Here is a 23,715-nt window from a genome sequence, read left to right as displayed (position 1 = left end):
TTGAGCACGATGAGTCGGTCAGCCACCGACATCCGCCCCGGATCGGGCGAGCTTCGCCGCGACGTCGATCACGGATTCCGGGCGCGCAAGCAACGACCGCTGGGCGGGCGTGCGGATGAGATGATCCAGCAGACGGTGAGCGCCGTCGACGGTCGGCGCCCAGTAGCCGCCCACATGGTGCCTGCTCAGCGGAACCCTCGTGGACTCGCCGTCCACGAGGAGCTCGGCAGCCCCGTCGTCCGGGTCGACATCGAGCATGTCGGCGGTGACCACCGTGACGGCCCCGAGTACGAGCGTGCTCACCAGACCGGGCAGGCGGAATCGCGTGGTCGGTACATCGAGCGTCACGCGCTCCACGTGATCCCACGCGTGCACCCCGCGGCCCTGGGTTCCGTCTCGCAGAATCACCGCATCCGGGGTGAGCCGCAGATGGTGCCGTCCGGGATCTCCGATGACCAGCACCCCGGAGACGGCGATCAACGGGCCGTAGCGCTTCACGCGAGTGCGTCCGGTCCCTCCGTGACGAGGATGTGGAACTGCTCGGCATCCAGGATCCGGATGCCGAGATCCTCGGCCTTCGCGAGCTTCGATCCGGCGCCGGGTCCTGCGGCGACGAAGTCGGTCTTCTTGGAGACGCTCGAGGCCGCCTTGCCTCCGGCCTTGATGATCGCCTCCTGGGCACCCTCTCGCGTGTAGCCGTCGAGAGAGCCCGTCGCCACCACCGTGAGGCCGTCCAGGACTCCGCCCGCGACCACGGCCGCTCCCGGTCCCGGGTGCCCGGGTGTCGTCCACTGCACGCCCGCCGCGCTCCAGCTGTCGACGATGTCCCGATGCCAGTCCACGTCGAACCAGGCCAGCAGCGAATCCGCGATGATCCCGCCGACGCCCTCCACCGCGGCGAGTTCCTCACGCGTGGCCGCACGGATCGCGTCCAGCGACCCGAACCACTGCGCGAGCGCGCGGGCGGCGACGGGACCGACGTGACGGATGTTCAGCGAGACGAGCAGGCGCCAGAGCTCTTTGGTCTTCGCCTTCTCGAGCTCGGCGATCAGCTTCACGGCCGCTTCGGACGGCAGCACCTCTCGGTAATCCTTCCGGATGCCCTGCCGTCGACGCTCCGCGGGGTCCAGGGTCTCGGTCCCGGGAGGATACTGCGCCGGCCCGAGCTTCTGGAACGGCGCACGTCGCACGAACTCGCCGGTCTCCTCGTCGACCTTCGCCTCTCCCGTCTCGCCGTCGCGCACCACCACCGAGATCGGCACGAGGTCTTCGAGCGCCAGGGAGAACAGACCGGCCTCGGTGTCGAGCGGCGCCACAGCAGGCGCTTCTGCTTGTGTGAGCGCCGCGGCGGTCACTTCGCCGAGGACCTCGATGTCGAGCGCGCCACGGGACCCGATGTGCTCGACGCGTCCCCGCACCTGCGCCGGGCAGGAGCGCGCGTTCGGGCACCGGAGGTCGATGTCGCCCTCCTTCATCGGGCGCAGCGGAGTGCCGCACTCCGGACAGCGCTCCGGCATCACGAACTCGCGCTCCGTGCCGTCGCGCTTGTCGGCTACGGGGCCGAGCACCTCCGGGATCACGTCGCCGGCCTTGCGCAGCACGACCGTGTCCCCGATCAGCACGCCCTTGGCCTTCACGACGTCCTTGTTGTGCAGCGTCGCCTGGCGCACGACGCTGCCGGCGACATGCGCAGGCTCCATGACCGCGTACGGCGTGGCCCGTCCGGTGCGTCCGACGGACACGACGATGTCGAGGAGCCGCGTCTGCACCTCTTCCGGCGGGTACTTGTACGCGATCGCCCACCGGGGCGCGCGACTGGTCATGCCCAGCTCGTCGTGCAGGGCGAGTTCGTCGACCTTCACGACGATGCCGTCCAGTTCGTGCTCGATGTCGTGCCGATGCTCGCCGAAGTACTCGACGAACTCGGTCACCTCATCGATCCCGTGGCACACCTTCGCGTGCGGACTCGTCGGCAGACCCCATCCGGCCAGCAGTTCGTAGACCTCGCTCTGCGCCGTCACTGGCGGGTTCTGCCATGCGCCGATGCCGTGCACGTACATCGCCAGGGATTCGATGCGCAGAAGTCCCGCTTCGAGTTCGAGACCGTCCTTCTTGTCCAGCTGCTGGCGCAGACCACCGCTGGCAGCGTTGCGCGGATTGGCGAACGCCGGGAACCGCCGTGCCGCCGCCGCGCGCGCCTTCTCCTCCTCGAACGGTCTCTTCGCTCCCCTCCGTGCTTCCCAGCGCGCGAGGGAATCCGCGTACGCCCGCTCGCGGAAGTCGGCCTGCGCGGCGTTGAGCCGCTCGAACGCGGCGACCGGGATGAAGACCTCCCCGCGGACCTCCACGATGTCCGGATGCCCTTCGCCGCTCAGGCGTTCGGGGATCTCCGGCAGTCGGAGAGCGTTCTCGGTGACGATCTCGCCGACACGGCCGTCCCCGCGCGTCGCCGCCGAGGTCAGCACGCCCTTCTCGTAGCGGAGATTGATCGCGAGCCCGTCGATCTTGAGCTCCGTCAGCCACGCCACCTCGCGACCAGCGGCGTTCTGCGTCTTCGAGGCCCATTCCCGCAGCTCGTCGACGGAGAAGACGTTGTCCAGACTCAGCATCCGTTCGGCGTGTTCGATCGTGGCGAGCCCTGTCGCCTCGGCCGCTCCGACCATCTGCGTCGGCGAGTCCTGGCCCTGCAGCTCGGGATGCAGGCGCTCCAACTCCTCAAGGCGGTGCATCCAGCCGTCGTAGGTGGCGTCGTCGACGAGCGACGTGTCACGACCGTAATAGGCGTCCTTCGCCTCGAGGATGCGGGTCGTCAGCTCCTCGGCCTCGACACGGGCTTCTTCCAGCGAGATGTTCTCGGGCACAGGTCGAGTCTACGAGCGCGCACCGACATCGCCCGGGTTCTTCGGGGTTAACACGGCGCGGATGTCGCGGAGCGGCGCCCGAGCCGACACGCGCTGGGTCCTACACCCCGACCGGGACCGCCGACACCGTCGTGTCGATCGTGAACTGGCCGAGCACACGGGTGCCGACGTACAACACGGCCGTCTGCCCCGGCGCAACGCCGTCCAGCGGATGCTCCGGCACGACGCGGACGCCGGCCTCCGACGCGAACGCCTGCGCCGGGACGGGATCGGCGTGCGCACGGATCTGGACCTCGCACGCGAACGCGTCGTCCACCGGCGCGGCACCTGCCCAGCTGAAACGCTCCCCCGAGATCTCGGCGATCGCCAGCGCCTCCTTCGGACCGACGACGACGGTGTTGGACACCGGGCGCACCTCGAGCACGAAGCGCGGCTTGCCGTCCGGCGCCGGAACACCGAGGTGCAGGCCCCGCCGCTGACCGACCGTGTAGCCGTGCGCGCCCTCGTGAGTCCCCACCACCGCACCGGTGCGATCCACGATCTCGCCGGTGGCCGTGCCCACCTTCTCGGCCAGCCAGCCGCGCGTGTCGCCGTCCGGGATGAAGCAGATGTCGTGGCTGTCGGGCTTCTGCGCGACGCTGAGGCCGCGCTCGGCCGCCTCGGCGCGCACGAGCGCCTTGGACGGCGTCGATCCGAGCGGGAAGTAGGTGTGTGCGAGCTGCTCGGCGGTGAGCACGCCGAGGACGTAGGACTGGTCCTTCGCGTTGTCGGACGCGCGATGCAGTTCCAGACCGCCCTCGCCGTCCACGAGCGTGGCGTAGTGACCCGTGCAGACCGCGTCGAAGCCGAGCTCGAGCGCGCGCTCGAGGAGCGCGGCGAACTTGATCTTCTCGTTGCAGCGCATGCACGGATTCGGTGTGCGTCCCGCCTGGTACTCGCTGATGAAGTCGTCGATGACGTCGTCGCGGAAGCGCTCGGAGAAGTCCCACACGTAGAAGGGGATCCCGAGGCGATCCGCCGCCCGGCGGGCGTCCATGGCGTCCTCGATCGTGCAGCAGCCGCGGCTGCCGGTGCGCAGCGTCCCTCCCGCGCGCGACAGCGCGAGGTGCACGCCCACCACCTCGTGGCCCGCCTCGACGGCTCGTGCGGCCGCGACGGCGGAGTCCACACCACCGCTCATCGCCGCCAGGATCCGCATGCCCCCAGTCTACGAGCGGATGCCTGAGCCGGAGCCGGATGCCCGAAGATACGTGTCCGCGATGACGGCGAGCACGGCGTCCACGTCCTCATCCGTCGAGGTCCGCCCGAGCGTGAAGCGCAGGGCGCTGCGCGCGTCCTGCTCGCCGCGCCCCATCGCCAGCACGACGTGGGAGGGTTCCGCGACTCCGGCCTGGCACGCGGACCCGGTGGATGCCGCGATGCCGGCGACATCCAGGAGGAACAGCAGGCTCTCCCCCACCGCCCCGGGAAAGAGCACGTGCGCGTTGCCCGGCAGGCGGTCGACGGGGTCCCCCAGGAGCACGGCTTCGGGCACCCGGTCGAGGATGCCCGACACCAGGCGATTCCGCAGCACGCGCAGGCGCTCCGACTCGCCGGCCCGCTCGGCCTCGGCCGCCTCGAGCGCCACGGCGAAGGCGGACGCACCGGCGATGTCCTGCGTCCCGGCACGCAGTCCGCGTTGCTGGGCGCCTCCGCGCAGCAGCGGACCCATCCTCGCGGTGCGAGCCACCACGAGCGCCCCGACGCCGACCGGGGCCCCGATCTTGTGCCCCGCGACGCTCATCGCCACGAGCCCGGACGCATCCGGTGCGCCTCCGCGCAGGCCCCGGAACGACACGTCGACGTGGCCCAGGGCGGCAACGGCGTCGAGGTGCAGCGGCACTCGCGCCTTCGCGGCGGCGCGTGCCAGCGCCGGGGCATCGTTGACGGTCCCCGCCTCGTTGTTCGCCACCAGGGCCGTGGCCATCGCTGCCCCGGGGAGAGCCTGGGTGAACGCCTCCGGATCGATACGCGCCTCGGCCGTCACCGGTACGGCCCGCACCTCGGCTCCCTCACCCGCGAGCGCCGCCACCGTGTCCATCGTGGCGTGATGCTCGGCATCCGGCAGGACGATCGCGGTGGTCCCGTCCGGACGCGACTGCCAGAGGCCGCGCAGCGCAGTGTTGATCGATTCCGTCCCTCCTGAGGTGAGCACGACCTCGATCGGGTCGCAGCCGAGCACCGCGGCGATGCGCTCACGGGATTCCTCCAGCAACCGGCGGGCGTCCTGACCGGCACCGTGCGTCGACGCGGCGTTGCCGATCACCGACGTGGCATCGATCCAGGCGTCGCGCGCCTCGGGGCGCAGCGGTGTCGTCGCCGCGTGGTCCAGGTAGTGCCGCATGCTTCGATTCTCCCCCGGATTCCGCCACACGGAACGGTGGAACCGAGTCCGGACCGTCATGAGACGGCAACACATCCCGCCTAGGGTGTATTCATGCCCGCGCCCCGTGTGTTCGCCGCCCCCGGCGGCCCCGCTCTCGACGACCTCGGCGTCCGTCTGCACGACGGCACTGCCACACTGCGCATCTGGTCGCAGAACGCGTCATCCGTCGAGCTGGTCGTGTTCGACGAGTCCGACCTCGACTGGGTGACCGACACCGCACCGCTCGAGCGCCGTCCCGGCGGAGTATGGGAGATCACCACGTCGCTGCTGCAGCCGGGGACCCGCTACGCGCTTCGCGTCGGCGGCCCGCACGGTCCGGGCAACACGTTCAACCCCGAGACCCTGCTGCTCGATCCCTATGCCCGCGGACTCGCGCAGGGCGACGGCTACGAGGAGTGGCGATCGGTCGTCATCGCCGACGGATTCGACTGGGGCGGGGTGGCGAAGCCGCATGTGCCCCTGGATCGCACCGTCATCTACGAGGGGCACCTCAAGGGCATGACGAAGCGGCATCCGGGTGTCACCCCGGCGCTGCACGGCACGTACGCGGGCCTGGCTCATCCCGCCATGATCGAGTACCTGCAGTCGATCGGGATCACGTCCGTCGAGCTCCTGCCGATCCACGCGTTCGTCCCCGAGCCGCGCCTGCTCGAGCGCGGACTAACGAACTACTGGGGCTACAACACCCTGAACTTCTTCACGCCGCATGCCGCGTACGCGAGCGAGGACGCCCGCAAGGAAGGCCCGGAAGCCGTGCTGGCCGAGTTCAAGGGCATGGTTCGGCTGCTGCACGAGGCCGGCCTCGAGGTCATCCTCGACGTCGTCTACAACCACACCTCGGAAGAGGGCATCGGCGGTCCGCGCTCCAGCCTGCGAGGCATCGACAACGCCGGGTACTACCGCCAGCAGCCGGACGGCGCCTATGTCGACACGACCGGTTGCGGCAACACGCTGAACACGGCGACGGACGCCGCGGCCCGACTGGTGCTGGACTCGTTGCGCTACTGGGCGAACGACATGCAGATCGACGGCTTCCGCTTCGACCTGGCCACCGCCCTCGGACGCAACGCCCGGCACGAGTACGACCGGGAGCATCCGCTTCTGCGGGCGATCCTGGACGATCCGGCGCTGCAGGACGCGAAGATGATCGTCGAGCCCTGGGACGTCGGCCTGGGCGGCTGGCAGACCGGCAACTTCCCGGACGGGTTCCTGGAGTGGAACGACCGCTACCGCGATCGCGTCCGCAACTTCTGGCTCAGCGACATCGACTACGCCCGTCGGGCTTCGGCGCCGGTGGGCATCGGCGGGTTCGCGACGCGGCTGGCCGGTTCCTCGAACACGTTCACGGAGGAACGGGGCCCGCTCGCGAGCATCAACTTCGTCACGGCGCACGACGGGTTCACCCTGAACGATCTGGTCTCCTACGACGTCAAGCACAACGAGGCCAACGGCGAGAACAACCATGACGGCGCCGACATGAACCGCGCCTTCAATCACGGCGCCGAGGGGCCGACCGACGATCCGGCGATCCTCGCCGCCCGCCGCAAGGCCATGCGGAACATCCTCGGGACGCTGCTGCTCTCCGCCGGCATCCCGATGCTCACCGCCGGGGACGAGACCGGCCGCACCCAGCGCGGCAACAACAACGCCTACGCCCACGATTCCGCCCTGACCTGGCTGTCCTGGGAGCACGAGCCGTGGCAGGAGGATCTGCGCGCGCACGTCGCCGCGCTGACCCGATTGCGTCGCGAGAACCCCGCGCTCCGGCCCAGCCGCTACGCCCGGCTCGGCGCGCACATCCCCAACGCGAGCGTCATGGACTGGTACGACCAGAACGGCGAGACGATGGAGCAGCAGCAGTGGACGGATCCGGGGAACCGGACGCTGCAGTACGTCGCGGCGTCCACTCCGGAGTCGGAGGAGTTCAACCGCATCCTCCTGATCGTCCACGGCACGGAGGCGCCGATCGACGTGACCCTCCCGGACGCCATCGAGGACGCGACCCGATTCGTGTCCCTGTGGTCCAGCGCCGACGAGCATCCGGATGCCGAACCCCGCGTCCTCGCGCCCGGTGACGTGCTGCCGATACCGGGCACCTCGATGCACCTGTTCCGGGTGGAATGATCGGGGGCCCGACCCCGCCCGTCACCGGCTGTCACGCGCGCTCTCGGAGCGGTACATTCGGGTTATGGCCGCACGCACGGTGACCCGTTCCGAGGCTCTCCGGAGTCCCGCCCAGATCCCCCTGCGGCACGCGAGGCCGACCGCTGTCGCCGAAGGAGTGCGCACCGGCCGCATCCCGCTGTCGGACCCGCGTCCGTCGGTGCCCGGCGGATTCCACGCGAAGGCGTTCGCGGGCGAGGTCGTCCCGTTCCGCGTCATCGCATTCCGGGAAGGGCATGATCGGATCGGCGTTCACCTCCGCCTCACCGCACCGGACGGCACCGAGTCACTGCATCGGCTGACTCCGCTGCAGGACGGTACCGACGAGTGGCAGGTGCTCATCGCCCTGGATGCCCGCGGAACCTGGCGCTACCGCTTCGAGGCGTTCGGCGACGATTTCGCGACCTGGGCTCACGCCGCCGCCGTGAAGATCGCCGCCGGTGTCGACGTCGCCGTGATGACCGCGGCCGGTGCGGAGCTGTTCGCCCGCGCCGCCGCCGAGAAGGACCGTCCCGCCGCCGAGCGGCGCCGGCTGGCGGCCGCGGCCTCCGACCTGGGCCGCGCCGACGCCGCAGGCGCACTGGACACCGCGACCAGCCCCGAGTTCTCCCGGCTGTTCGCGCAGCGCCCGCTGCGTTCGCTGATCTCCGCGACGGAGCTGCAGAGCGTGCTCGTCGAGCGCGAGCGGGCCGGCGTCGGTGCGTGGTACGAGTTCTTCCCGCGTTCGGAGGGCGCGAAGCGCGCGGCCGACAGCCGCATCGTCTCGGGCACGTTCCGTACCGCCGCGAAGCGCCTCGCCGCCGTCGCGGACATGGGCTTCGAGGTCGTCTACCTGCCGCCGATCCATCCGATCGGACGCACGCACCGCAAGGGCCGGAACAACACGCTGCATGCGGGTGACGACGAGCCCGGCTCGCCGTGGGCGATCGGCGGCGCCGAGGGAGGGCACGACGCCGTCCACCCCGACCTCGGAACGCTCGCGGACTTCCGTGCCTTCGTCCGCTCGGCGCAGACGGCCGGCCTGGAGGTCGCGCTCGACCTCGCGCTGCAGGCCTCCCCGGACCATCCGTGGGTCGCCGAGCATCCGGAGTGGTTCACGACGCTTCCGGACGGTTCCATCGCGTACGCCGAGAATCCGCCGAAGAAGTATCAGGACATCTATCCGATCAACTTCGACAACGACCCCCAGGGCATCTGCGCCGAGGTGCTGCGGATCGTCGAGCACTGGATCGCGCAGGGCGTGCGGATCTTCCGCGTCGACAACCCCCACACCAAGCCGCTGTGGTTCTGGGAATGGCTCATCGCGCGCGTGACCGACCGGCATCCCGACGTCGTCTTCCTCGCCGAGGCGTTCACGCGCCCTGCCCCGCTGCGCGCCCTCGCCGCGGCGGGCTTCCAGCAGAGCTACACGTACTTCACCTGGAGGAACACGAAGACCGAGCTCGAGGAGTTCCTCACGTCGCTCGCGTCCGAGACGGCGGACTACCTGCGGCCGAACCTCTTCGTCAACACCCCGGACATCCTCACCGAGTACCTGCAGTTCGGCGGCCGGGCGGCCTACCGCGTCCGCGCGGCGCTCGCCGCGACCGCAGCGCCCGTCTACGGCGTCTACGCGGGGTACGAGCTCTTCGAGAACATCGCGCGGCCGGGGTCCGAGGAGAACATCGACAACGAGAAGTACGAGTACAAGCTGCGTGACTTCGCCGCAGCGGAACGCGACGGCGACTCCCTGGCCCCGTTCCTGCGACGCCTCAACGAGATCCGGCGGGCGCACCCCGCGCTCCTGCAGCTGCGGAACCTATCGGTGCACTGGAGCGACGACGACGCGGTGCTGGTGTACTCCAAGCATCTGGACGCCGCCTTCACGGGCACGGGCGCGCCGGACACCATCCTCGTCGTCGCCAACGTGGACCCCCACTCCGTGCGCGAGACCACCGTCCATCTCGACACACGGGTGTGGGGCATCGAACCCGGCGACGCGTTCGATGTGGAGGACCTGATCACGGGTCAGGTGTGGACCTGGACGGACCACGATTACGTCCGACTCGACGCCTTCGCCGAGCCGGTGCACATCCTGGCAGTGAAGGAGCGATCATGAGCTTTGTCGAGGACGTCGCAGCCACCGAGGACTGGAGCCAGATCGCCGCCGGGGCGCACCATGCGCCGCATGACGTCCTCGGCGCCCATCCGATGACAGATGCCGCCGGACGCACCCTTACGACCATCCGGGTCCGTCGGCCGCTGGCGGAGACCGTGAGCGTCGTGTTCGCAGACGGTCAGCGGCTCGCGCTGACCCATGCCGCGCACGGCATATGGGAGGCGCGGCACGAGGGACCTCCGGTCGCCTATCGCATCGCCACCGTGTACGCCGGGGAGTCGGAGACCGTCACGGGTGATCCGTACCGCCACCTGCCGACCGTCGGCGAACTCGACCTGCACCTGATCGCCGAGGGCCGGCACGAGCGTCTCTGGGAGGTCCTCGGTGCGCACCCGCGGGCGCACGGATCCGAACTCGGCACAGCGTTCGCGGTGTGGGCCCCCAACGCCAGGGCCGTACGGGTCGTCGGCGATCACAACGGCTGGGAGGGCTCCGGTCATCCGATGCGCTCCCTGGGGGCGAGCGGCGTCTGGGAGCTCTTCGTCCCGGACGTCACGATCGGGACGCGGTACAAGTACGAGATCCTCACCCGGGACGGCCGCTGGATCCTCAAGGCCGATCCGATGGCACAGGAGGCGCAGACACCTCCCGAGACCGCGTCGGTCGTCACGGCATCCGCGCACGTGTGGCAGGACGGCGCGTGGATGACCAGGCGCGCCGCCACGCATGCCGTCGCTCAGCCCATGTCGGTCTACGAGGTGCACCTCGGATCCTGGCGGGAAGGGCTCGGATATCGCGAGATCGCCGCCCCCCTGATCGAACACGTCAAGACCACCGGATTCACGCACGTGGAGTTCATGCCGCTGGCCGAGCATCCGTTCGGGGGTTCCTGGGGGTACCAGGTCAGCGGCTACTACGCGCCGACCAGCCGGTTCGGATCTCCGGACGATCTGCGGTACCTCATCGACCGTCTGCACGGCGCCGGGATCGGCGTCATCCTCGACTGGGTGCCCGGTCACTTCCCGAAGGACGCGTTCGCACTCGCCCGGTTCGACGGCGAAGCGCTGTACGAGCACCCCGATCCGCGCCGCGGTGAGCATCAGGACTGGGGAACCCTGATCTTCGACTACGGCCGCCCCGAGGTCCGCGGCTTCCTGGTCGCCAATGCGCTGTACTGGCTCGAGCAGTTCCACGTCGACGGCCTCCGTGTGGACGCGGTCGCGTCCATGCTCTACCTGGACTACTCGCGCAAGGACGGCGAATGGGAGCCGAACGTCCACGGCGGACGGGAGAACCTCGAAGCCATCCGGTTCCTGCAGGAGGCGAACGCGACCGCGTACCGCCACCATCCGGGGATCGTCATGATCGCCGAGGAGTCCACCAGTTTCCCGGGCGTCACCGCGCCGACCGAGCACGCCGGCCTCGGCTTCGGGTTCAAGTGGAACATGGGCTGGATGAACGACTCGCTGCTGTACATCCAGCGCGATCCGGTGCACCGTTCACATCACGAGGGCGAGATGACGTTCTCGTTCGTGTACGCGTTCGGCGAGAACTACGTCCTCCCGATCAGTCACGACGAGGTCGTGCACGGCAAGCGGAGTCTGCTGGCCAAGATGCCGGGTGACCACGCGCGCCGTCTCGCGAACGCCCGCGCCTACCTGGCCTACATGTGGGGCCACCCGGGCAAGAACCTGCTGTTCATGGGCCAGGAGTTCGGTCAGCTCTCGGAATGGTCCGAGTCGCGGGAGCTGGACTGGTGGCTGCTGGAGCAGCCCGCGCACCGAGATCTGCTCGGCTTCGTCGGCGCCCTGAACACGACGTATCGCGCGCAGGCGCCGTTATGGGAGAGGGACGGCGACGCCTCCTCGTTCACGCGCCTCGGCGGACCGTCCTGGGATCCGAACGTGATCGCGTTCGAACGGCGCGACGCGCACGGCGGCCGCCTCGTCGTCGTCAGCAACTTCGCCGGAGTCACGCGCACGGCCCTGCCGCTGATCTTCTGCAGGGAGGGCGTCTGGCAGGAGGTCCTCAACACCGACGCGGCGGAGTTCGGCGGCCACGGCGTGGGGAATCTGGGAATGGTCGTGGCGCACCCCGCGGAGGACGGGGGATCCCCGGTCGCCGCGATCACGCTGCCTGCCCTCTCGACCCTGTGGCTGCGTCACCAGCCCGAGCCGCACGTGCCCACCGTGTCGCACGGCTGACACTGGCACGCGCCCGATCGGTCAGAACAGCAGCGACGACAGCCGGTTGCGCGCGTTCACGACGCGCGGATCCGCGGCTCCGACGAGGCCGAAAAGCTCGACCAGGCGCTCGCGAACGACGGCGCGCTCGTCGCCGGAAAGGGTCGCGAAGAGGTCGAGCAGACGATGGAACGCGTCCTCGACGTGCCCGCCCGCGATGTCCAGATCCGCGACCGCGAACTGCGCGGCGACGTCCTGCGGAGCGGCGGCTGCGGCATCCCGTGCCTGCTGCAGGTCCAGACCCTGCACGCGATCGAGCAGCCGCACCTGGCCGAGACCGGCGCGGGCGTCCTCGTCACGCGGATTCTCCGCGAGAGCCTTCTCATAGGCGCGGATGGCCGTCGCATAGTCGCCGCTCTCGATGGCGGCGAAGGCCTCGGCATGCAACGGAGGAAGCGGCGGCTCTTCCGCGGTCTCCTGAGGGGCGGACTCCCCCACGGCCAGCGTGCCCGTGACGCCGTTCTGGGCGGCGAGCTGGAGGAGCTGATCGAAGACCTGACGGACCTGTTCCTCCGGCACCGCACCCGTGAACATCGGCACGGGCTGTCCCGCGACGAGCGCGACGACCATCGGGATCGACTGGGCGCGGAACCCCTGCGCGAGCTGCGGGTTCGCGTCGACGTCCACCTTGGCGAGCACGACCCGGCCGGCGAGCTCCTGCGTGACGCGCTCGAGGATCGGGCTCAGCTGTTTGCACGGACCGCACCACTCGGCCCACAGATCGACCACGACGGGCACGGTGCGGGAAAGCTCGAGGACCTCACCGAACGTCTCGTCGGTGACGTCGCGCACAAGCGCACCGTCGGCCGCGGGGGCCGGCGCCCCGGCGGTGCCTTCAGTCGGCGCCGCGGGGCGGTTGCGCAGCGCGGACAGGTCGACGGCGCCGCGCAGCGCGGCCGCAGAGATATCGCTCACTTGATCACTTCCACATCGAGGATGTCCTGGTGCACGGCGAGGAGGCGGATCTGCTCACCCGAGACCTGCGTCGGCACAGAGAAGAACAACTGCATGCTGTAGGTCGTCTTCACGCCCTTGGCGGACTGGTCGACGCCGGTCAGCGCCTTCGCCACCGGGTCGTCGCGGAACCGGATGTCCACGCCGGGTTGGGTCGGCGTGATCGTCTCGCTATCGAGCACGGACACCGCGACGATCGCGCCGCTGTCCAGCGTCGCCATCGCGACGGGCTCCTCCGTGCTCGGGTCCATCCCGAACTCAGCCTTGGACGTCTCGGCCGCATCGTTCTCCGCGAGGCCGTCCACGACTGTCTTCCGGCTCTCCTGGATCTGGGTCGCGAGCGTCAGCGCCCCCTCGTCGAAGAGGTCGTACGACGCGCTCTTCTCCCCCTGGTCGACGACATCCGAGAACGCCGTCGCCAGCTCGTCCGGCGCGACCGCGAGGAACGTGATGTCCGGCGGCACCAGAGTCGTCCCGGCCCACGCCGGCGCGAGCTCGGGGAGCTCGACGGACGCCTGCATCTCGGCGAGGTAGGAGACCTTGTAGTTCGACCACGGATCCTGCTGCGTCATGGTGAGGATCACGGGAGCGGCGGCCTCGTCCTCGGTGCTCTTGGAGAGCATGAGGACCGTGCGCGGCCAGGCGTCCGTCGCCTGGGGCAGCAGGATCTCCACCTTGTCGGTCGGGATCACCGCCGGAGCGGGTCGGTCGGCGATGGCGCCGCGGAGGGCGTAGTCCGTGCGGCGCGCGGTGAGCGCGGCTCCGTCCAGACGGGTCGCCGCCGCGTCGATGTCGACCTCGGCGTCCGCCGTCGCGACCGTGTCGGAGATGCTCTGCAGGATCCGCGCCGCCTGAGCCTCGGTGACCGCCGGGGGCTTCTGATTCTCCGGCGCGATCACGGTCGGGGTCGGCGACGGGGTCGCTGACTCGGCACCGAACTGCGGCCATGAATCGGCCGAGCAGCCGGTCGCGACCACGGCGGCCAGCGCCAGGGCGGGGATCGCGAAGCGGCGACGACGGGCGGAGGCCACACGACGGGCCGTTCCCTCCCCCTTCGCCGGCTGCTCGTCCTGCGCGTCGGGCTCGGTCGTCGCCTCCTCGGCGGTCGGCGCCTGCTCGATGGCGTCCTTCTCCGGGACCCTGTCGATCGCGACGTCGATCGGCTCGGTCGCGGGAAGCGGACCCGGCCCCTTGCGTCGCGGCCCTCGGCCGCGACGCTGGTGACGGATGGCGAGGATGTACAGCACGATGCCCGCCGCGAGCACCACCGCTCCTGCGGCCATCAGGGGCCCCGCCAGCGGGGTGGAGTTGTCCAGCGGCCACGAGACGACGAGGTCGTCCGGTGCCGGCTCGGTGCCGTCGCGTGCGATGAGGATGCTCGTCCCCTCGGGCAGCTGCATGTCGGTGATGATCTGGTCCTGCTCGCTGAAGGAGTCGAGCCACAGATCGGACCCGGCCGGGTTCCGCCCCGGCGTCTCCTCGGCCGCGGCGTTCTCGGTCGGCTCCGGGGTCGGCGTCGCGCCGTCCGCCTCGCCCTCCTCGGCGGCCTCCGGCTCGACGATCGTCGTCACCGGAGCGCCGTCCTCACCGAGCGTGATCGCGTTGTAGGTCGCGTCCGACAGCCATGCCTCCATGTCGGTGGTGCGGCCGTAGGCGGCGAAGAGCTCGCCGTCCCCACGGATGATCAGCGTCTGCAGGCCCGCCTGCGTGCGCAGCACGGCGCCGTCGATGAGGGTGTAGGGCTCCGGCTGCGAGGTCTCCAGCACCAGCTCCTCGCTGGATGGTCCCATGAAGAGGGTGCGCTGAGCGATCCCCGCACCGATCAGGAGCGTGGCCAGGACGAAGGCCACGACGGCCCATACGAATCGCACGAAAAGATCTCCTTACGTGATCCGGTCCGATGCCGGATCATCGCTCGACGTTTCAGACTAGCGAAATCACCTGAGTGTTGTCCCAGGCGCGTTCGCGCAGGCTCACCGGCAGGTCTGCGCGGGCGTCCGTCGTCGACTGACTACGCTGGCCTCACCCGTTCTGCGAGGAGCCGTCATGAAGTTGCACAACCCGTTCCGCACGGCGCTGGTCGCGACGCTCGGCGTCGGACTCGGCATCCTGCTCATCGGCAGCGTGCAGACGCTGTCGACGGTGCTGCTGTACGTCGGGACCGCGTTGTTCATCAGCCTCGGGCTCGATCCCGTCATCTCCTGGCTGGAGCGGCGCAAGCTCCCCCGGTGGCTCGCGGTGCTGGCGACGATCGTCGCCGTGCTCGGCGTGTTCGCCGGCATCGTGCTCATCGTGCTGCCGATCATCATCTCCCAGGTCTCCCAGCTGATCGAGCAGATCACGCAGCTCGTGCAGCGAAGCAACGACGTCTGGGGAGACCTGCGCGACTGGCTCGGAAGCGTCTTCCCCGCTCTGGACATCGACCGCATCCTCACCGAGGCGCAGAACTGGCTGCTCGCGAACGTCGGAAGCATCACCGGCGGGGTCATCAACGCCAGCCTCACGGTCGTCAACGGCCTCTTCGGCGCGTTCATCGTCCTGATCCTCACGATCTACCTGACGGCGTCGACGCCGTCGCTCAAGCGGTCGGTGTACCAGCTCATCCCGGCGTCCAAGCGTCCGCGCTTCATCGACCTCGCCGACCAGATCACCGACTCCGTCGGGTACTACGTCATGGGTCAGGTCAGCCTCGGCGTCATCAACGGCGTGCTCAGCGCCGTCTACCTGTCGATCATTCAGGCGCCGTTCCCCGCCGTGCTCGCGGTCGTCGCGTTCTTCTTCTCGCTCATCCCGCTGGTCGGGACCCTGACCGGGTCCACGATCATCGTGCTGACCTGCCTCATCCCCGGTCTCGGCTCCCCCGCCACGGCGATCGCCGCCGGGATCTACTACCTCATCTACATGCAGATCGAGGCGTACGTGATCTCGCCGCGCATCATGAGCCGCGCCGTGTCCGTCCCCGGTGCCGTGGTCGTGGTCGCGGCTCTCGCCGGCGGCTCGCTGCTCGGCCTGCTGGGCGCACTGATCGCGATCCCTGTGGCCGCCAGCATCCTCATCATCTACCGGCAGGTCGTCATCCCGCGCATGAACGAGCGGTGATACCGGCGGGGCTGCGAGACTCCCCCGTCAGGAACGCAGCCCTCGGATCCCGAGGGTCATCCGAGCCTCCAGCAGTGGGTGTGCCAGTGCCTCCGGGCGGCCAGGTCGGCCGCGTCCCCCAGGACGCCGTCGCCGCGCCAGGCGACCAGGTGCGCCACCCCCGGTGAGATCGGACGGCCGCACCCCGGGCAGACGTACTCCTTCTGCGCCTGCAGCGCCGAGACGGGCTGGATCACCCATTCCTGACCACGACGGGTCTCGGTGCGCTTCCATCCCGCGAGGAGGCGGTCGAAGGAGTCGTCGGTGCTGGAGCGCTCCTGGCGCCTCTTACGGGATCGGGGCATGGCGGGACGGCGTCACCACCAGTGGTTGCTGCGCCAGAAGTTGTACGCGCCTTCCCAGCTGCCGTAGCGCCCCGTGGCGTAGCCGTTGCCCCAGCGCAGGTTGTCCACCGGGTCGTATCCGTTCCCGGGCACCTTGCTGCAGGGCAGCGCCTGGACGAGACCGCACGCGCCGGACGACGAGTTCGTCGCGTTCGGATTCCAGCCGCTCTCTTTGGAGACGATGTAGTCGACGAATCCCCAGTCGCTCTCGGCGATTCCCGCCGCGGCCATCCACTCGGCGGGCGAACCCCCGCCGGTGTACTTCGGACGGCTCCCGCTGCTGCTGCCGGAATCCCCCGAGCCCGAGGAGGAGGCCGTCTCCGGGGTGGGCGTCGGAGTCGGCGTCGGGGTGACGTACACGTCGTAGGAGCCCCGCTCGACGGGAGCGAAGGTGGATCCCTCCACGGTCACGCGCAGATCCTGGGAGTCCTCCGCGGCCAGCGAGAACACTGTGGTCTGCGCCTGCGCGGACTCGGACGGATCGGCCAGCGCGAAACCGGTCGGGGCCACGATGGCAGCGGCGAAACCCACCACCGCGACGGAGGCGAGGGCACCGGCGACCCCACGGCGCCGCGACCAACGCGCCCGCGCGGGCGCGGGCCGGGAGGAAGGGGCGACGACGTCGGAGCGAACCGGAGCGGTGCGCGCGACGACCTGATCAGACTCGTGGGATGAAGTCACAATAGGCCCAGTGTAGACCAGGGCGTCCTGGAGACACCATGAGAACGCTCAGCGAACGGCCAGCATGACCTCGATCGTCGCGTCCAGCAGGGCGTCCACCTGCTCCTCGCGGTAGCCTCCGCGCTGCATCCGGAAGGCGGCGGACCGGAGCTGCTCGACCGACAGCTCGTCTCCGTCGCGCAGGTAGCGGACGATGCGGCGCGCGACGTGGTCGACCTCCTCGGCGCGGTAGCCGAAGGTGAGCCAGCCGACGCGCGCGAACTTGTGCAGCTTGGGGCGCGCCAGGTGGTCGAGGATGACCTGAGCCTCCGCCCTCGCCTGCTCGACCCAGGCGGTCGCCCCTTCGGTGCGCACGGCCCGATCGCGGACCCGGGCGGCGAAGGCGTCCTCGATCCGGCCGAGAGCGGCGTCCACCTCGCCGACGACGTAGCCGCCGCGCACCAGCGGGAACGATGCGACGCGGACGTCCTCGGCGGACAGGGCATCGTCATCCCGCTCGAAGCTGGCCTTGGCCGCTTCGAGGAAGGTGTCCACAGCGGCCGGGTGGTACCCGCGGGTGCGCCCGGTCGTCAGGGTGAATGCCGACGGCGCCGGCCTGTTCTGCACGTCTGTCACGGTCACCAGCGTATCCGGCTCATCCGAGACTCACCCACGGCGACAGCAGGAAGTACAGGCACAGCGCCGGGATGGTCGACGGCAGGATGCTGTCCAGGCGGTCGAGCAGGCCGCCGTGGCCGGGCAGCCACGAGCTCATGTCCTTGATCCCGATGTCGCGCTTGAGCATCGATTCGGCGAGGTCGCCGAGCGTCGCGGAGAGCAGGACGGCCGCTCCCAGGATCACGCCGGCCCACCACGGCATCTCCAGCAGGTACAGCGCCAGCAGCACGCCCGCGCCGACGGCGGCGACGACGGCACCCGCGAAGCCCTCCCAGGTCTTCTTGGGGCTGATCCGCGGCGCCATCGGGTGCCGGCCGAATGCGAGACCCGACGCGTAGGCGCCCGTGTCGGCTGCCACGGCGATGATGATGAAGCCGAGGACCCACAGCTCCCCGCCCTCCTGGGAGAGCAGGATGAGCGCGATGCTCGCGAGGAACGGGACGTAGACCTGGATGAATCCGGCCACCACCACGTCGCCGAGCACGTCTCCGTACGTGCGGCCGTCCTGCGTCATCATCTGCGCCACGAGGCGCCAGACGATGACGACGGCGACCGCGGCGAACAGCGCGACCCAGCACAGCCACGGCTCGGCGAAGTACCCGGCGAGCACAAGCGGTGTCCCCACGACGAGCTGCGGAACGAGGTCGACGCGCCGACCGGCTCCGCGCAGCGCGAGACCGAGCTCGTAGATGCTCAGCAGCGCGATCGCCAGCACGATCGGCACGAACAGCCACTTGATGAACAGCAACGACCCGAGCAGCACCGCCCCCGCAGCGAGACCGATGAGGATCGCCACGATCAGGTCGCGCCCGGTGCGCTCCTTGATGCGCTCGTTGGCCTGATCCAGCTGGTCGCGCGCGTGCGAGACGTGGTTCTCGAACTCGCCGCGTGCCGCGCGCCACTGCTCGCGGATCGCGCTGTGCTCCCCCGTCGACGCACGCTCGGTCGCGGGCGCCCGCGCGCCGTCCGGCTCGACGGGAAGCGGCGGCTTGGGAGGCACCGCCTGTGCGTCGAACCCGGGGAACGCGCTGTCGCTGAGCGGCACGGCGGCCGCGTCGCGCTTGCGAGCGCTGCGCCTGGTCGGCGCCTCGTTCGGCGGCGTTCCCCCGGATTCGTCAGTCATTCCCGCTCACACCTCGAGCAGCTCGGCCTCTTTGCGCTTCAGCGCCTCATCGATCAGGTCGACGTGCTGACGCGTCAGGGCGTCCAGTTCCTTCTCGCCGCGGGCGATCTCGTCCTCGCCGACATCGCTCTTGAGCGCGTCCAGCTCGTCCTTGGCCTTGCGACGGATGCCGCGGACGTGGACCTTGGCGTCCTCGCCCTTGGAACGGACGAGCTTGACGTACTCCTTGCGGCGCTCCTGCGTGAGCTCGGGCATCGTGACGCGCACGATGTTGCCGTCGTTGGACGGGTTCGCGCCGAGGTTCGGCATGTCCCGGATCGCCTGCTCGATCGCCTTGAGCGCCGACTTGTCGTACGGCGTGATGATGAGCGAACGCGCCTCGGGGTTGGCGAGCGAGGCGAGCTGCGCCAGCGGCGTCGGCGACCCGTAGTAGTCGACCATGACCTTCTGGAAGAGCTGCGGGTTCGCCCGCCCCGTGCGCACCGTGGCGAAGTCCTCCTTCGCGGCTTCGACCGCCCTGGTCATCCGGGTGGTGGTATCTGCGAGGACGTCCGCGATCACGGCGACTCCAATCGTCTGGGGTGTTCTGGCAATTCTATCGGGGCGGATGCCGCGGCACCCGCGTGCGACGCTCAGGCGGTGACGAGCGTTCCGATGGTCTCTCCGAGAAGCGCGCGCGTGATGTTCCCGGACGGCTCCATGCCGAACACCCGCATGTCCATGCTGTTGTCCATGCAGAGGCTGAACGCCGTCGAATCGACGACCTTGAGTCCGCGCTGCAGCGCCTCCCGATACGTCACGCGGTCGATGCGCGTCGCCGAGGCATCCTTGTTCGGGTCGGCCGTGTAGATCGCGTCGACGCCGTTCTTGGCGACGAGCACCTCCTGTGCGCCGATCTCGAGGGCGCGCTGAGCGGCGACCGTGTCGGTCGAGAAGTAGGGCAGACCGGCGCCGGCCCCGAAGATCACCACGCGCCCCTTCTCCATGTGGCGCTCCGCGCGCAACGGGATGTACGGCTCAGCGACCTGGGTCATCGAGATGGCGGACTGCACGCGCGTCGCGGCGCCGGCCTGCTCGAGGAAGTCCTGCAGAGCGAGGGCGTTCATGACGGTGCCGAGCATCCCCATGTAGTCCGCGCGTCCGCGGTCCATGCCGCGCTGGCTGAGCTCCGCTCCGCGGAAGAAGTTCCCTCCGCCGACCACGACTGCGATCTCGACCTCGTCCACTGCCGCGGCGATCTCCCGGGCGATCTGGCTGACGACGTCGGGGTTGACACCCAGCTGACCGGCACCGAATGCCTCGCCGGAGAGCTTGAGAAGGACGCGGCGGCGTCCGGTGCGTTCAGTCATGGGTGAAATCCTCTCGTCCCGAATTCAAGATAGTGCCTCGCGGGCATGAAGAAGGGGTTCGGACCCTCACGGATCCGAACCCCTCCGACGTCGTTACGCTCCGACCTTGAAGCGCGCGAAGTCCGTCACGGTGATGCCGGCGTCCTGCGCGACCTTGGCCACGGACAGCTTGTTGTCCTTGGCGTAGTCCTGCTCGAGCAGAGCGACCTGCTTGAAGAACGCGGTGACGCGGCCTTCGACGATCTTCGGCAGAGCCGCCTCGGGCTTGCCCTCGTTGCGGGAGATCTCGGTGACGATCTCGCGCTCCTTCTCGACGTCGGCCGCCGGGACGTCCTCGCGGGACAGGTACGACGGGTTCGCGAACGAGATGTGCTGGGCGATGCTGCGAGCGGTCTCGGCGTCGTCGCCCGAGTAGGCGACGACCACGCCGATCTGCGGCGGCAGGTCCTTGCTGGTGCGGTGCAGGTAGACCTCGAAGTGGTCGCCGGTCAGCGTGCGGACGCGGCGCAGCTCGACCTTCTCGCCGATGATGGCCGCCTCGTCGGAGATCAGCTGGTCGACCGTCTGGCCGCCGGCGTCGGCCGCGAGCGCCTCCTCGACCGTGTTCGCCTTGACGGCGGAGACGGCGTCGGCGACCTTGTCGGCCAGCGCGATGAAGCGGTCGTTCTTGGCGACGAAGTCGGTCTCGCAGGCGAGCTCGACGAGCGTCACGGCGCCGTCCTGCTCGCGAGCGACGACCAGGCCCTCGCTGGTGGAACGGTCAGCGCGCTTGGCGTTGCCCTTCGCACCCTTCAGGCGAAGGATCTCGACGGCCTTCTGGACGTCGCCGTCGGCCTCCTCGAGCGCCTTCTTGGTGTCGACCATTCCCGTGCCGAGCTGCTCACGCAGCGCCTTGATGTCGGCGATGGTGAAGTTGGCCATGTGTGGTGGCTCCTTGCTTCGTGATGTGTGTGTTCGCGGGATTACTTGGCGTCTGCGGCCGCGGCGTCCTCGGCCGGAGCCTCGGTCGACTCGGCGGCGGGAGCCTCGGCGTCGGCGGCCTCAGCGGCGGGAGCCTCGGCGGCGGCGTCCGCGTTCTCCGCAGGAGCCTCGAGGAGCTCGCGCTCCCATTCGGCCAGCGGCTCGGCGTCGCCCTGCTCGGGGTTGTGCTTCTGCTGCAGGCCCTCGGCCGCGGCATCCGCGATGATGCGGGTCAGTAGCGAGACGGAGCGGATCGCGTCGTCGTTGCCGGGGATCGGGTACTGGAAGTCGTCCGGGTCGGCGTTGGTGTCGAGGATGCCGATCACCGGGATGCCCAGCTTCTTGGCCTCGTCGATGGCGAGGTGCTCGCGCTTGGCGTCGACGACCCACAGAGCGGAGGGGGTCTTGGCCAGGTTGCGGATTCCGCCCAGCGACTTGTGCAGCTTGTCCAGCTCGCGCTTCTTGAGCAGGAGCTCCTTCTTCGTGAAGCCCGACGCGGCCGGGTTCTCGTAGTCGAGCTCCTCGAGCTCCTTCATGCGGGCGAGACGCTTCGCGATGGTGGAGAAGTTGGTGAGGAGGCCGCCCAGCCAGCGCTGGTTGACGAACGGCTGGCCGACGCGCGTCGCCTGCTCGGCGAGGACTTCCTGCGCCTGCTTCTTGGTGCCGACGAAGAGGATCGTGCCGCCGTGCGCGACCGTCTCCTTGACGAAGTCGTAGGCCTTGTCGATGTACGACAGGGACTGCTGCAGGTCGATGATGTGGATGCCGCTGCGCTCCGTGAGGATGAAGCGCTTGACCTTCGGGTTCCACCGACGGGTCTGGTGTCCGAAGTGCACGCCGCTGTCGAGCAGCTGGCGGATGGTGACCACAGCCATGGTCGTCTCCTTGTTCTGGCGTTCGCACGCCGTTGAGGTTGCTTCGCCGATCGGTCGATCGTCGATCCTGGTGCTCGGCGCACACCCACCCGTTCTGCGAACGGGACCTGCGGGAGTGGATGCCGCGACCGAAGTCGCTCTGGGCACGCGTAGTCACCCCGGAATCGAGGTGCGGGTTCCAGTGTACCCGATCCGGCCGCGACGACTCGCCCTGCACAGGCCGCGTTCTTCCTGCGGATCATGCACCGATGCGGGGATCGTGCTGACCGGTCGAGCCCCGGTGTCCCACGATGGGGTGATGACACTGCGACCGCATCGCCGACGCCTCCGCAGAGTGTTCGTCGCATCCATCGTGCTGGTCCTCGCACTGGGAGCGGCCTCCCCCGCCGCCGCAGCGGGCGGGCCGGCCGGCGGCGCTGACGCACCCGCCCGGTCCCGGGATCCGGGCACGGCGACGGACGAAGCTCCGGATGCGGCGGCGGACTGGCTCTGGCCGACCGCCGGTCCTCGGTCCGTGCTCGAGCCGTTCGTCGCGCCCGCGCACGAGTATGGACCGGGACACCGCGGCATCGACATCGCGGTCGACGACGGCCGGGTCCGGGCACCGGCGGACGGAGTGGTCGCCTTCGTCGGCACGGTCGTGGACCGTCCGCTGATCACGATCGACCACGGCGGCGGGCTGGTCACCACCTTCGAACCCGTCGCGTCGGACCTCGCTCCCGGTGCGACGGTCCGTGCCGGCGACGCGATCGGCACGACGGCCGGCGGCGGGCATGCAGCCCCCGGGTCACTGCATGTCGGACTGCGCCTGCACGGAGTGTACGTGGATCCGATGGCCATGTTCGGGCCGGTGGAACGCGCGGTGCTGCTGCCGTGCTGCGCACCGCTGTGACGGCGCGCGCACGCGGCATCACTACGCCCGCGGGTGGGCGAGACGGTAGGTCGCCGTCAGCCGCTCTGCTGACACGTGCGTGTAGATCTGCGTCGTGCCGAGGCTCGCGTGACCCAGGATCTCCTGGACCGCACGCAGATCCGCTCCGCCGTCCAGCAGGTGCGTCGCTGCGGAGTGGCGCAGGGCGTGCGGGCCCACGTTCTCCGCTCCCACGACGGGGCCCAGCGTCCGGGCGACGAGGGCGTACACCGCGCGCGGGCCGATGCGCCCGCCCCGGGCGCCCAGGAAAACGGCAGGCGGTGCGTTCTCGGCGCGCGCCGAGAACGCCGGGCGCCCCCGGGTCGACCACGCCGCGATCGCGTCGCGCGCCGGACGCCCGTAGGGCACGACGCGCTCCTTGGCGCCCTTGCCGAGGACGCGAGCGGTCGCACGATCCTGGTCCAGGTCGTCGAGGTCGAGTCCGCAGAGTTCGGAGACGCGCATCCCCGAGGCGTAAAGCATCTCGAGGATCGCGTGGTCGCGGAGTGCTTCGGGGTCGCCGCCTGCCGCCGCCGCACGTTGTTCGTCCAGTAGGGCGCGCATGCCGTCCCGCGAGGCGACGGTCGGCAGGGTTCGTCCCCGCTTCGGCGAGACCAGGCGGAGGCTGGGGTCCACGGCGACGAGTTCCTCGTCCTTCGCCCAGGCGAAGAACGACCGCGCGGCCGCGGCACGGCGCGCCAGCGTGCTGCGCGCGTCGCCGCGCTGCGTCGCCGCCCAGAGCCAGTCCCGCAGCGTCTCCAGGTCGACGTCGGCCACCCGGACGTCCCCGGCGGATGCGATCAGATCCTTCAGGTCCGCGCGATAGGCGCGCACCGTCGCCGGCGACAGCCGCCGCACCCGGGCGAGATGCGTCGCGAAGGCGTCGACGGCCGCGGACAGCTCCATGACTCCAGCATGACCCGTCCGCTCCGTC

Annotated in this window: 20 protein-coding genes; 5 read left to right on the top strand and 15 right to left on the bottom strand. The window is 69.9% G+C overall.

Annotated elements, in window-relative coordinates; all coding sequences use genetic code 11:
* Nucleotides 1-18: 18 nt before the first annotated feature.
* The 4 genes from KYX17_RS03680 to KYX17_RS03665 all read right to left on the bottom strand — a co-directional run bounded on the left by KYX17_RS03680 (nt 19) and on the right by KYX17_RS03665 (nt 5,244).
* Nucleotides 19-498 (bottom strand): hypothetical protein, encoded by a 480-nt coding sequence (locus KYX17_RS03680; protein ID WP_243225462.1) that lies wholly within the window; start codon nt 496-498, stop codon nt 19-21.
* A complete protein-coding gene (gene ligA / locus KYX17_RS03675) occupies nt 495-2,861 on the bottom strand; it encodes an NAD-dependent DNA ligase LigA (protein WP_243225461.1) in 2,367 nt (788 codons plus the stop codon). Before ligA ends, KYX17_RS03680 begins: the two co-directional genes overlap by 4 nt.
* Before the next feature lie 100 nt (nt 2,862-2,961).
* Nucleotides 2,962-4,059 carry a tRNA 2-thiouridine(34) synthase MnmA gene (gene mnmA, locus KYX17_RS03670; protein ID WP_283818072.1) on the bottom strand — a complete coding sequence of 366 codons (1,098 nt, stop codon included), beginning with the start codon at nt 4,057-4,059 and terminating at the stop codon, nt 2,962-2,964.
* A gap of 9 nt (nt 4,060-4,068) precedes the next feature.
* Entirely contained in the window at nt 4,069-5,244 is a 1,176-nt protein-coding gene (locus KYX17_RS03665; protein ID WP_243225459.1) for a cysteine desulfurase family protein, read from the bottom strand.
* A 93-nt stretch (nt 5,245-5,337) separates the two neighbouring features.
* On the opposite strand from KYX17_RS03665, the gene glgX reads away from it, so the two are divergent.
* The 3 genes from glgX to glgB all read left to right on the top strand — a co-directional run bounded on the left by glgX (nt 5,338) and on the right by glgB (nt 11,751).
* Nucleotides 5,338-7,410 carry a glycogen debranching protein GlgX gene (glgX, locus tag KYX17_RS03660; protein ID WP_243225458.1) on the top strand — a complete coding sequence of 691 codons (2,073 nt, stop codon included), beginning with the start codon at nt 5,338-5,340 and terminating at the stop codon, nt 7,408-7,410.
* Between the two features lie 64 nt (nt 7,411-7,474).
* Nucleotides 7,475-9,547 (top strand): maltotransferase domain-containing protein, encoded by a 2,073-nt coding sequence (locus KYX17_RS03655; protein ID WP_243225454.1) that lies wholly within the window; start codon nt 7,475-7,477, stop codon nt 9,545-9,547.
* A complete protein-coding gene (gene glgB, locus KYX17_RS03650; protein WP_243225445.1) occupies nt 9,544-11,751 on the top strand; it encodes a 1,4-alpha-glucan branching protein GlgB in 2,208 nt (735 codons plus the stop codon). The genes KYX17_RS03655 and glgB overlap by 4 nt, the downstream gene beginning before the upstream one ends.
* A gap of 21 nt (nt 11,752-11,772) precedes the next feature.
* Here the strand turns inward: glgB and KYX17_RS03645 are convergent, their stop codons facing one another.
* Together KYX17_RS03645 and KYX17_RS03640 are read right to left on the bottom strand one after the other, a co-directional pair.
* A complete protein-coding gene (locus KYX17_RS03645) occupies nt 11,773-12,705 on the bottom strand; it encodes a tetratricopeptide repeat protein (protein ID WP_243225442.1) in 933 nt (310 codons plus the stop codon).
* Nucleotides 12,702-14,615 (bottom strand): glycosyl transferase, encoded by a 1,914-nt coding sequence (locus KYX17_RS03640; RefSeq protein ID WP_243225440.1) that lies wholly within the window; start codon nt 14,613-14,615, stop codon nt 12,702-12,704. The genes KYX17_RS03645 and KYX17_RS03640 overlap by 4 nt, the downstream gene beginning before the upstream one ends.
* A 175-nt stretch (nt 14,616-14,790) precedes the next feature.
* Between KYX17_RS03640 and KYX17_RS03635 the strand changes: the two genes are divergently transcribed.
* Nucleotides 14,791-15,843 (top strand): AI-2E family transporter, encoded by a 1,053-nt coding sequence (locus KYX17_RS03635; protein WP_243225438.1) that lies wholly within the window; start codon nt 14,791-14,793, stop codon nt 15,841-15,843.
* A gap of 56 nt (nt 15,844-15,899) precedes the next feature.
* Here the strand turns inward: KYX17_RS03635 and KYX17_RS03630 are convergent, their stop codons facing one another.
* From KYX17_RS03630 to rpsB, 8 genes are all read right to left on the bottom strand, one after another.
* Nucleotides 15,900-16,187 carry a hypothetical protein gene (locus tag KYX17_RS03630; protein WP_243225435.1) on the bottom strand — a complete coding sequence of 96 codons (288 nt, stop codon included), beginning with the start codon at nt 16,185-16,187 and terminating at the stop codon, nt 15,900-15,902.
* Nucleotides 16,188-16,199: 12 nt separating this feature from the next.
* A complete protein-coding gene (locus tag KYX17_RS03625) occupies nt 16,200-16,907 on the bottom strand; it encodes a transglycosylase SLT domain-containing protein (RefSeq protein ID WP_243225434.1) in 708 nt (235 codons plus the stop codon).
* 48 nt (nt 16,908-16,955) lie between these two features.
* Nucleotides 16,956-17,513, bottom strand: coding sequence for a DivIVA domain-containing protein (locus KYX17_RS03620; protein ID WP_243226168.1), 558 nt, complete (start codon nt 17,511-17,513; stop codon nt 16,956-16,958).
* 28 nt (nt 17,514-17,541) lie between these two features.
* Nucleotides 17,542-18,687: a phosphatidate cytidylyltransferase gene (locus tag KYX17_RS03615; protein ID WP_243225433.1), complete on the bottom strand. Its 1,146-nt coding sequence runs from the start codon at nt 18,685-18,687 to the stop codon at nt 17,542-17,544.
* 6 nt (nt 18,688-18,693) lie between these two features.
* A complete protein-coding gene (gene frr, locus KYX17_RS03610; RefSeq protein ID WP_243225432.1) occupies nt 18,694-19,248 on the bottom strand; it encodes a ribosome recycling factor in 555 nt (184 codons plus the stop codon).
* Between the two features lie 71 nt (nt 19,249-19,319).
* Nucleotides 19,320-20,036: a UMP kinase gene (pyrH, locus tag KYX17_RS03605; protein ID WP_243225431.1), complete on the bottom strand. Its 717-nt coding sequence runs from the start codon at nt 20,034-20,036 to the stop codon at nt 19,320-19,322.
* Between the two features lie 93 nt (nt 20,037-20,129).
* A complete protein-coding gene (gene tsf / locus KYX17_RS03600; RefSeq protein WP_243225429.1) occupies nt 20,130-20,957 on the bottom strand; it encodes a translation elongation factor Ts in 828 nt (275 codons plus the stop codon).
* Nucleotides 20,958-20,998: 41 nt separating this feature from the next.
* Nucleotides 20,999-21,871: a 30S ribosomal protein S2 gene (gene rpsB / locus KYX17_RS03595; protein ID WP_243225426.1), complete on the bottom strand. Its 873-nt coding sequence runs from the start codon at nt 21,869-21,871 to the stop codon at nt 20,999-21,001.
* Between the two features lie 298 nt (nt 21,872-22,169).
* Here rpsB and KYX17_RS03590 point away from each other — a divergent pair, with 298 nt between their 5' ends.
* The gene (locus KYX17_RS03590; protein WP_243225423.1) at nt 22,170-22,763 is read left to right on the top strand and encodes a murein hydrolase activator EnvC; all 594 of its coding nucleotides are present in this window, start codon (nt 22,170-22,172) and stop codon (nt 22,761-22,763) included.
* A gap of 21 nt (nt 22,764-22,784) precedes the next feature.
* Here the strand turns inward: KYX17_RS03590 and KYX17_RS03585 are convergent, their stop codons facing one another.
* A complete protein-coding gene (locus KYX17_RS03585; protein WP_243225422.1) occupies nt 22,785-23,687 on the bottom strand; it encodes a tyrosine-type recombinase/integrase in 903 nt (300 codons plus the stop codon).
* Between the last annotated feature and the right edge of the window lie 28 nt (nt 23,688-23,715).

The sequence above is a fragment of the Microbacterium sp. CIAB417 genome, from assembly GCF_022788845.1.
This window is presented reverse-complemented; position numbering and strand designations above follow the sequence as displayed.

Bases quoted from the DNA above. Each gene is read 5' to 3' on its own strand.
- mnmA (WP_283818072.1), bottom strand. From the start codon at position 4,059: ATGCGGATCCTGGCGGCGATGAGCGGTGGTGTGGACTCCGCCGTCGCG.
- pyrH (WP_243225431.1), bottom strand. From the start codon at position 20,036: ATGACTGAACGCACCGGACGCCGCCGCGTCCTTCTCAAGCTCTCCGGC.
- KYX17_RS03615 (WP_243225433.1), bottom strand. From the start codon at position 18,687: ATGACTGACGAATCCGGGGGAACGCCGCCGAACGAGGCGCCGACCAGG.
- rpsB (WP_243225426.1), bottom strand. From the start codon at position 21,871: ATGGCTGTGGTCACCATCCGCCAGCTGCTCGACAGCGGCGTGCACTTC.
- KYX17_RS03635 (WP_243225438.1), top strand. From the start codon at position 14,791: ATGAAGTTGCACAACCCGTTCCGCACGGCGCTGGTCGCGACGCTCGGC.
- KYX17_RS03630 (WP_243225435.1), bottom strand. From the start codon at position 16,187: ATGCCCCGATCCCGTAAGAGGCGCCAGGAGCGCTCCAGCACCGACGAC.
- KYX17_RS03585 (WP_243225422.1), bottom strand. From the start codon at position 23,687: ATGGAGCTGTCCGCGGCCGTCGACGCCTTCGCGACGCATCTCGCCCGG.
- glgB (WP_243225445.1), top strand. From the start codon at position 9,544: ATGAGCTTTGTCGAGGACGTCGCAGCCACCGAGGACTGGAGCCAGATC.
- tsf (WP_243225429.1), bottom strand. From the start codon at position 20,957: ATGGCCAACTTCACCATCGCCGACATCAAGGCGCTGCGTGAGCAGCTC.
- KYX17_RS03590 (WP_243225423.1), top strand. From the start codon at position 22,170: ATGACACTGCGACCGCATCGCCGACGCCTCCGCAGAGTGTTCGTCGCA.
- KYX17_RS03655 (WP_243225454.1), top strand. From the start codon at position 7,475: ATGGCCGCACGCACGGTGACCCGTTCCGAGGCTCTCCGGAGTCCCGCC.
- glgX (WP_243225458.1), top strand. From the start codon at position 5,338: ATGCCCGCGCCCCGTGTGTTCGCCGCCCCCGGCGGCCCCGCTCTCGAC.
- KYX17_RS03665 (WP_243225459.1), bottom strand. From the start codon at position 5,244: ATGCGGCACTACCTGGACCACGCGGCGACGACACCGCTGCGCCCCGAG.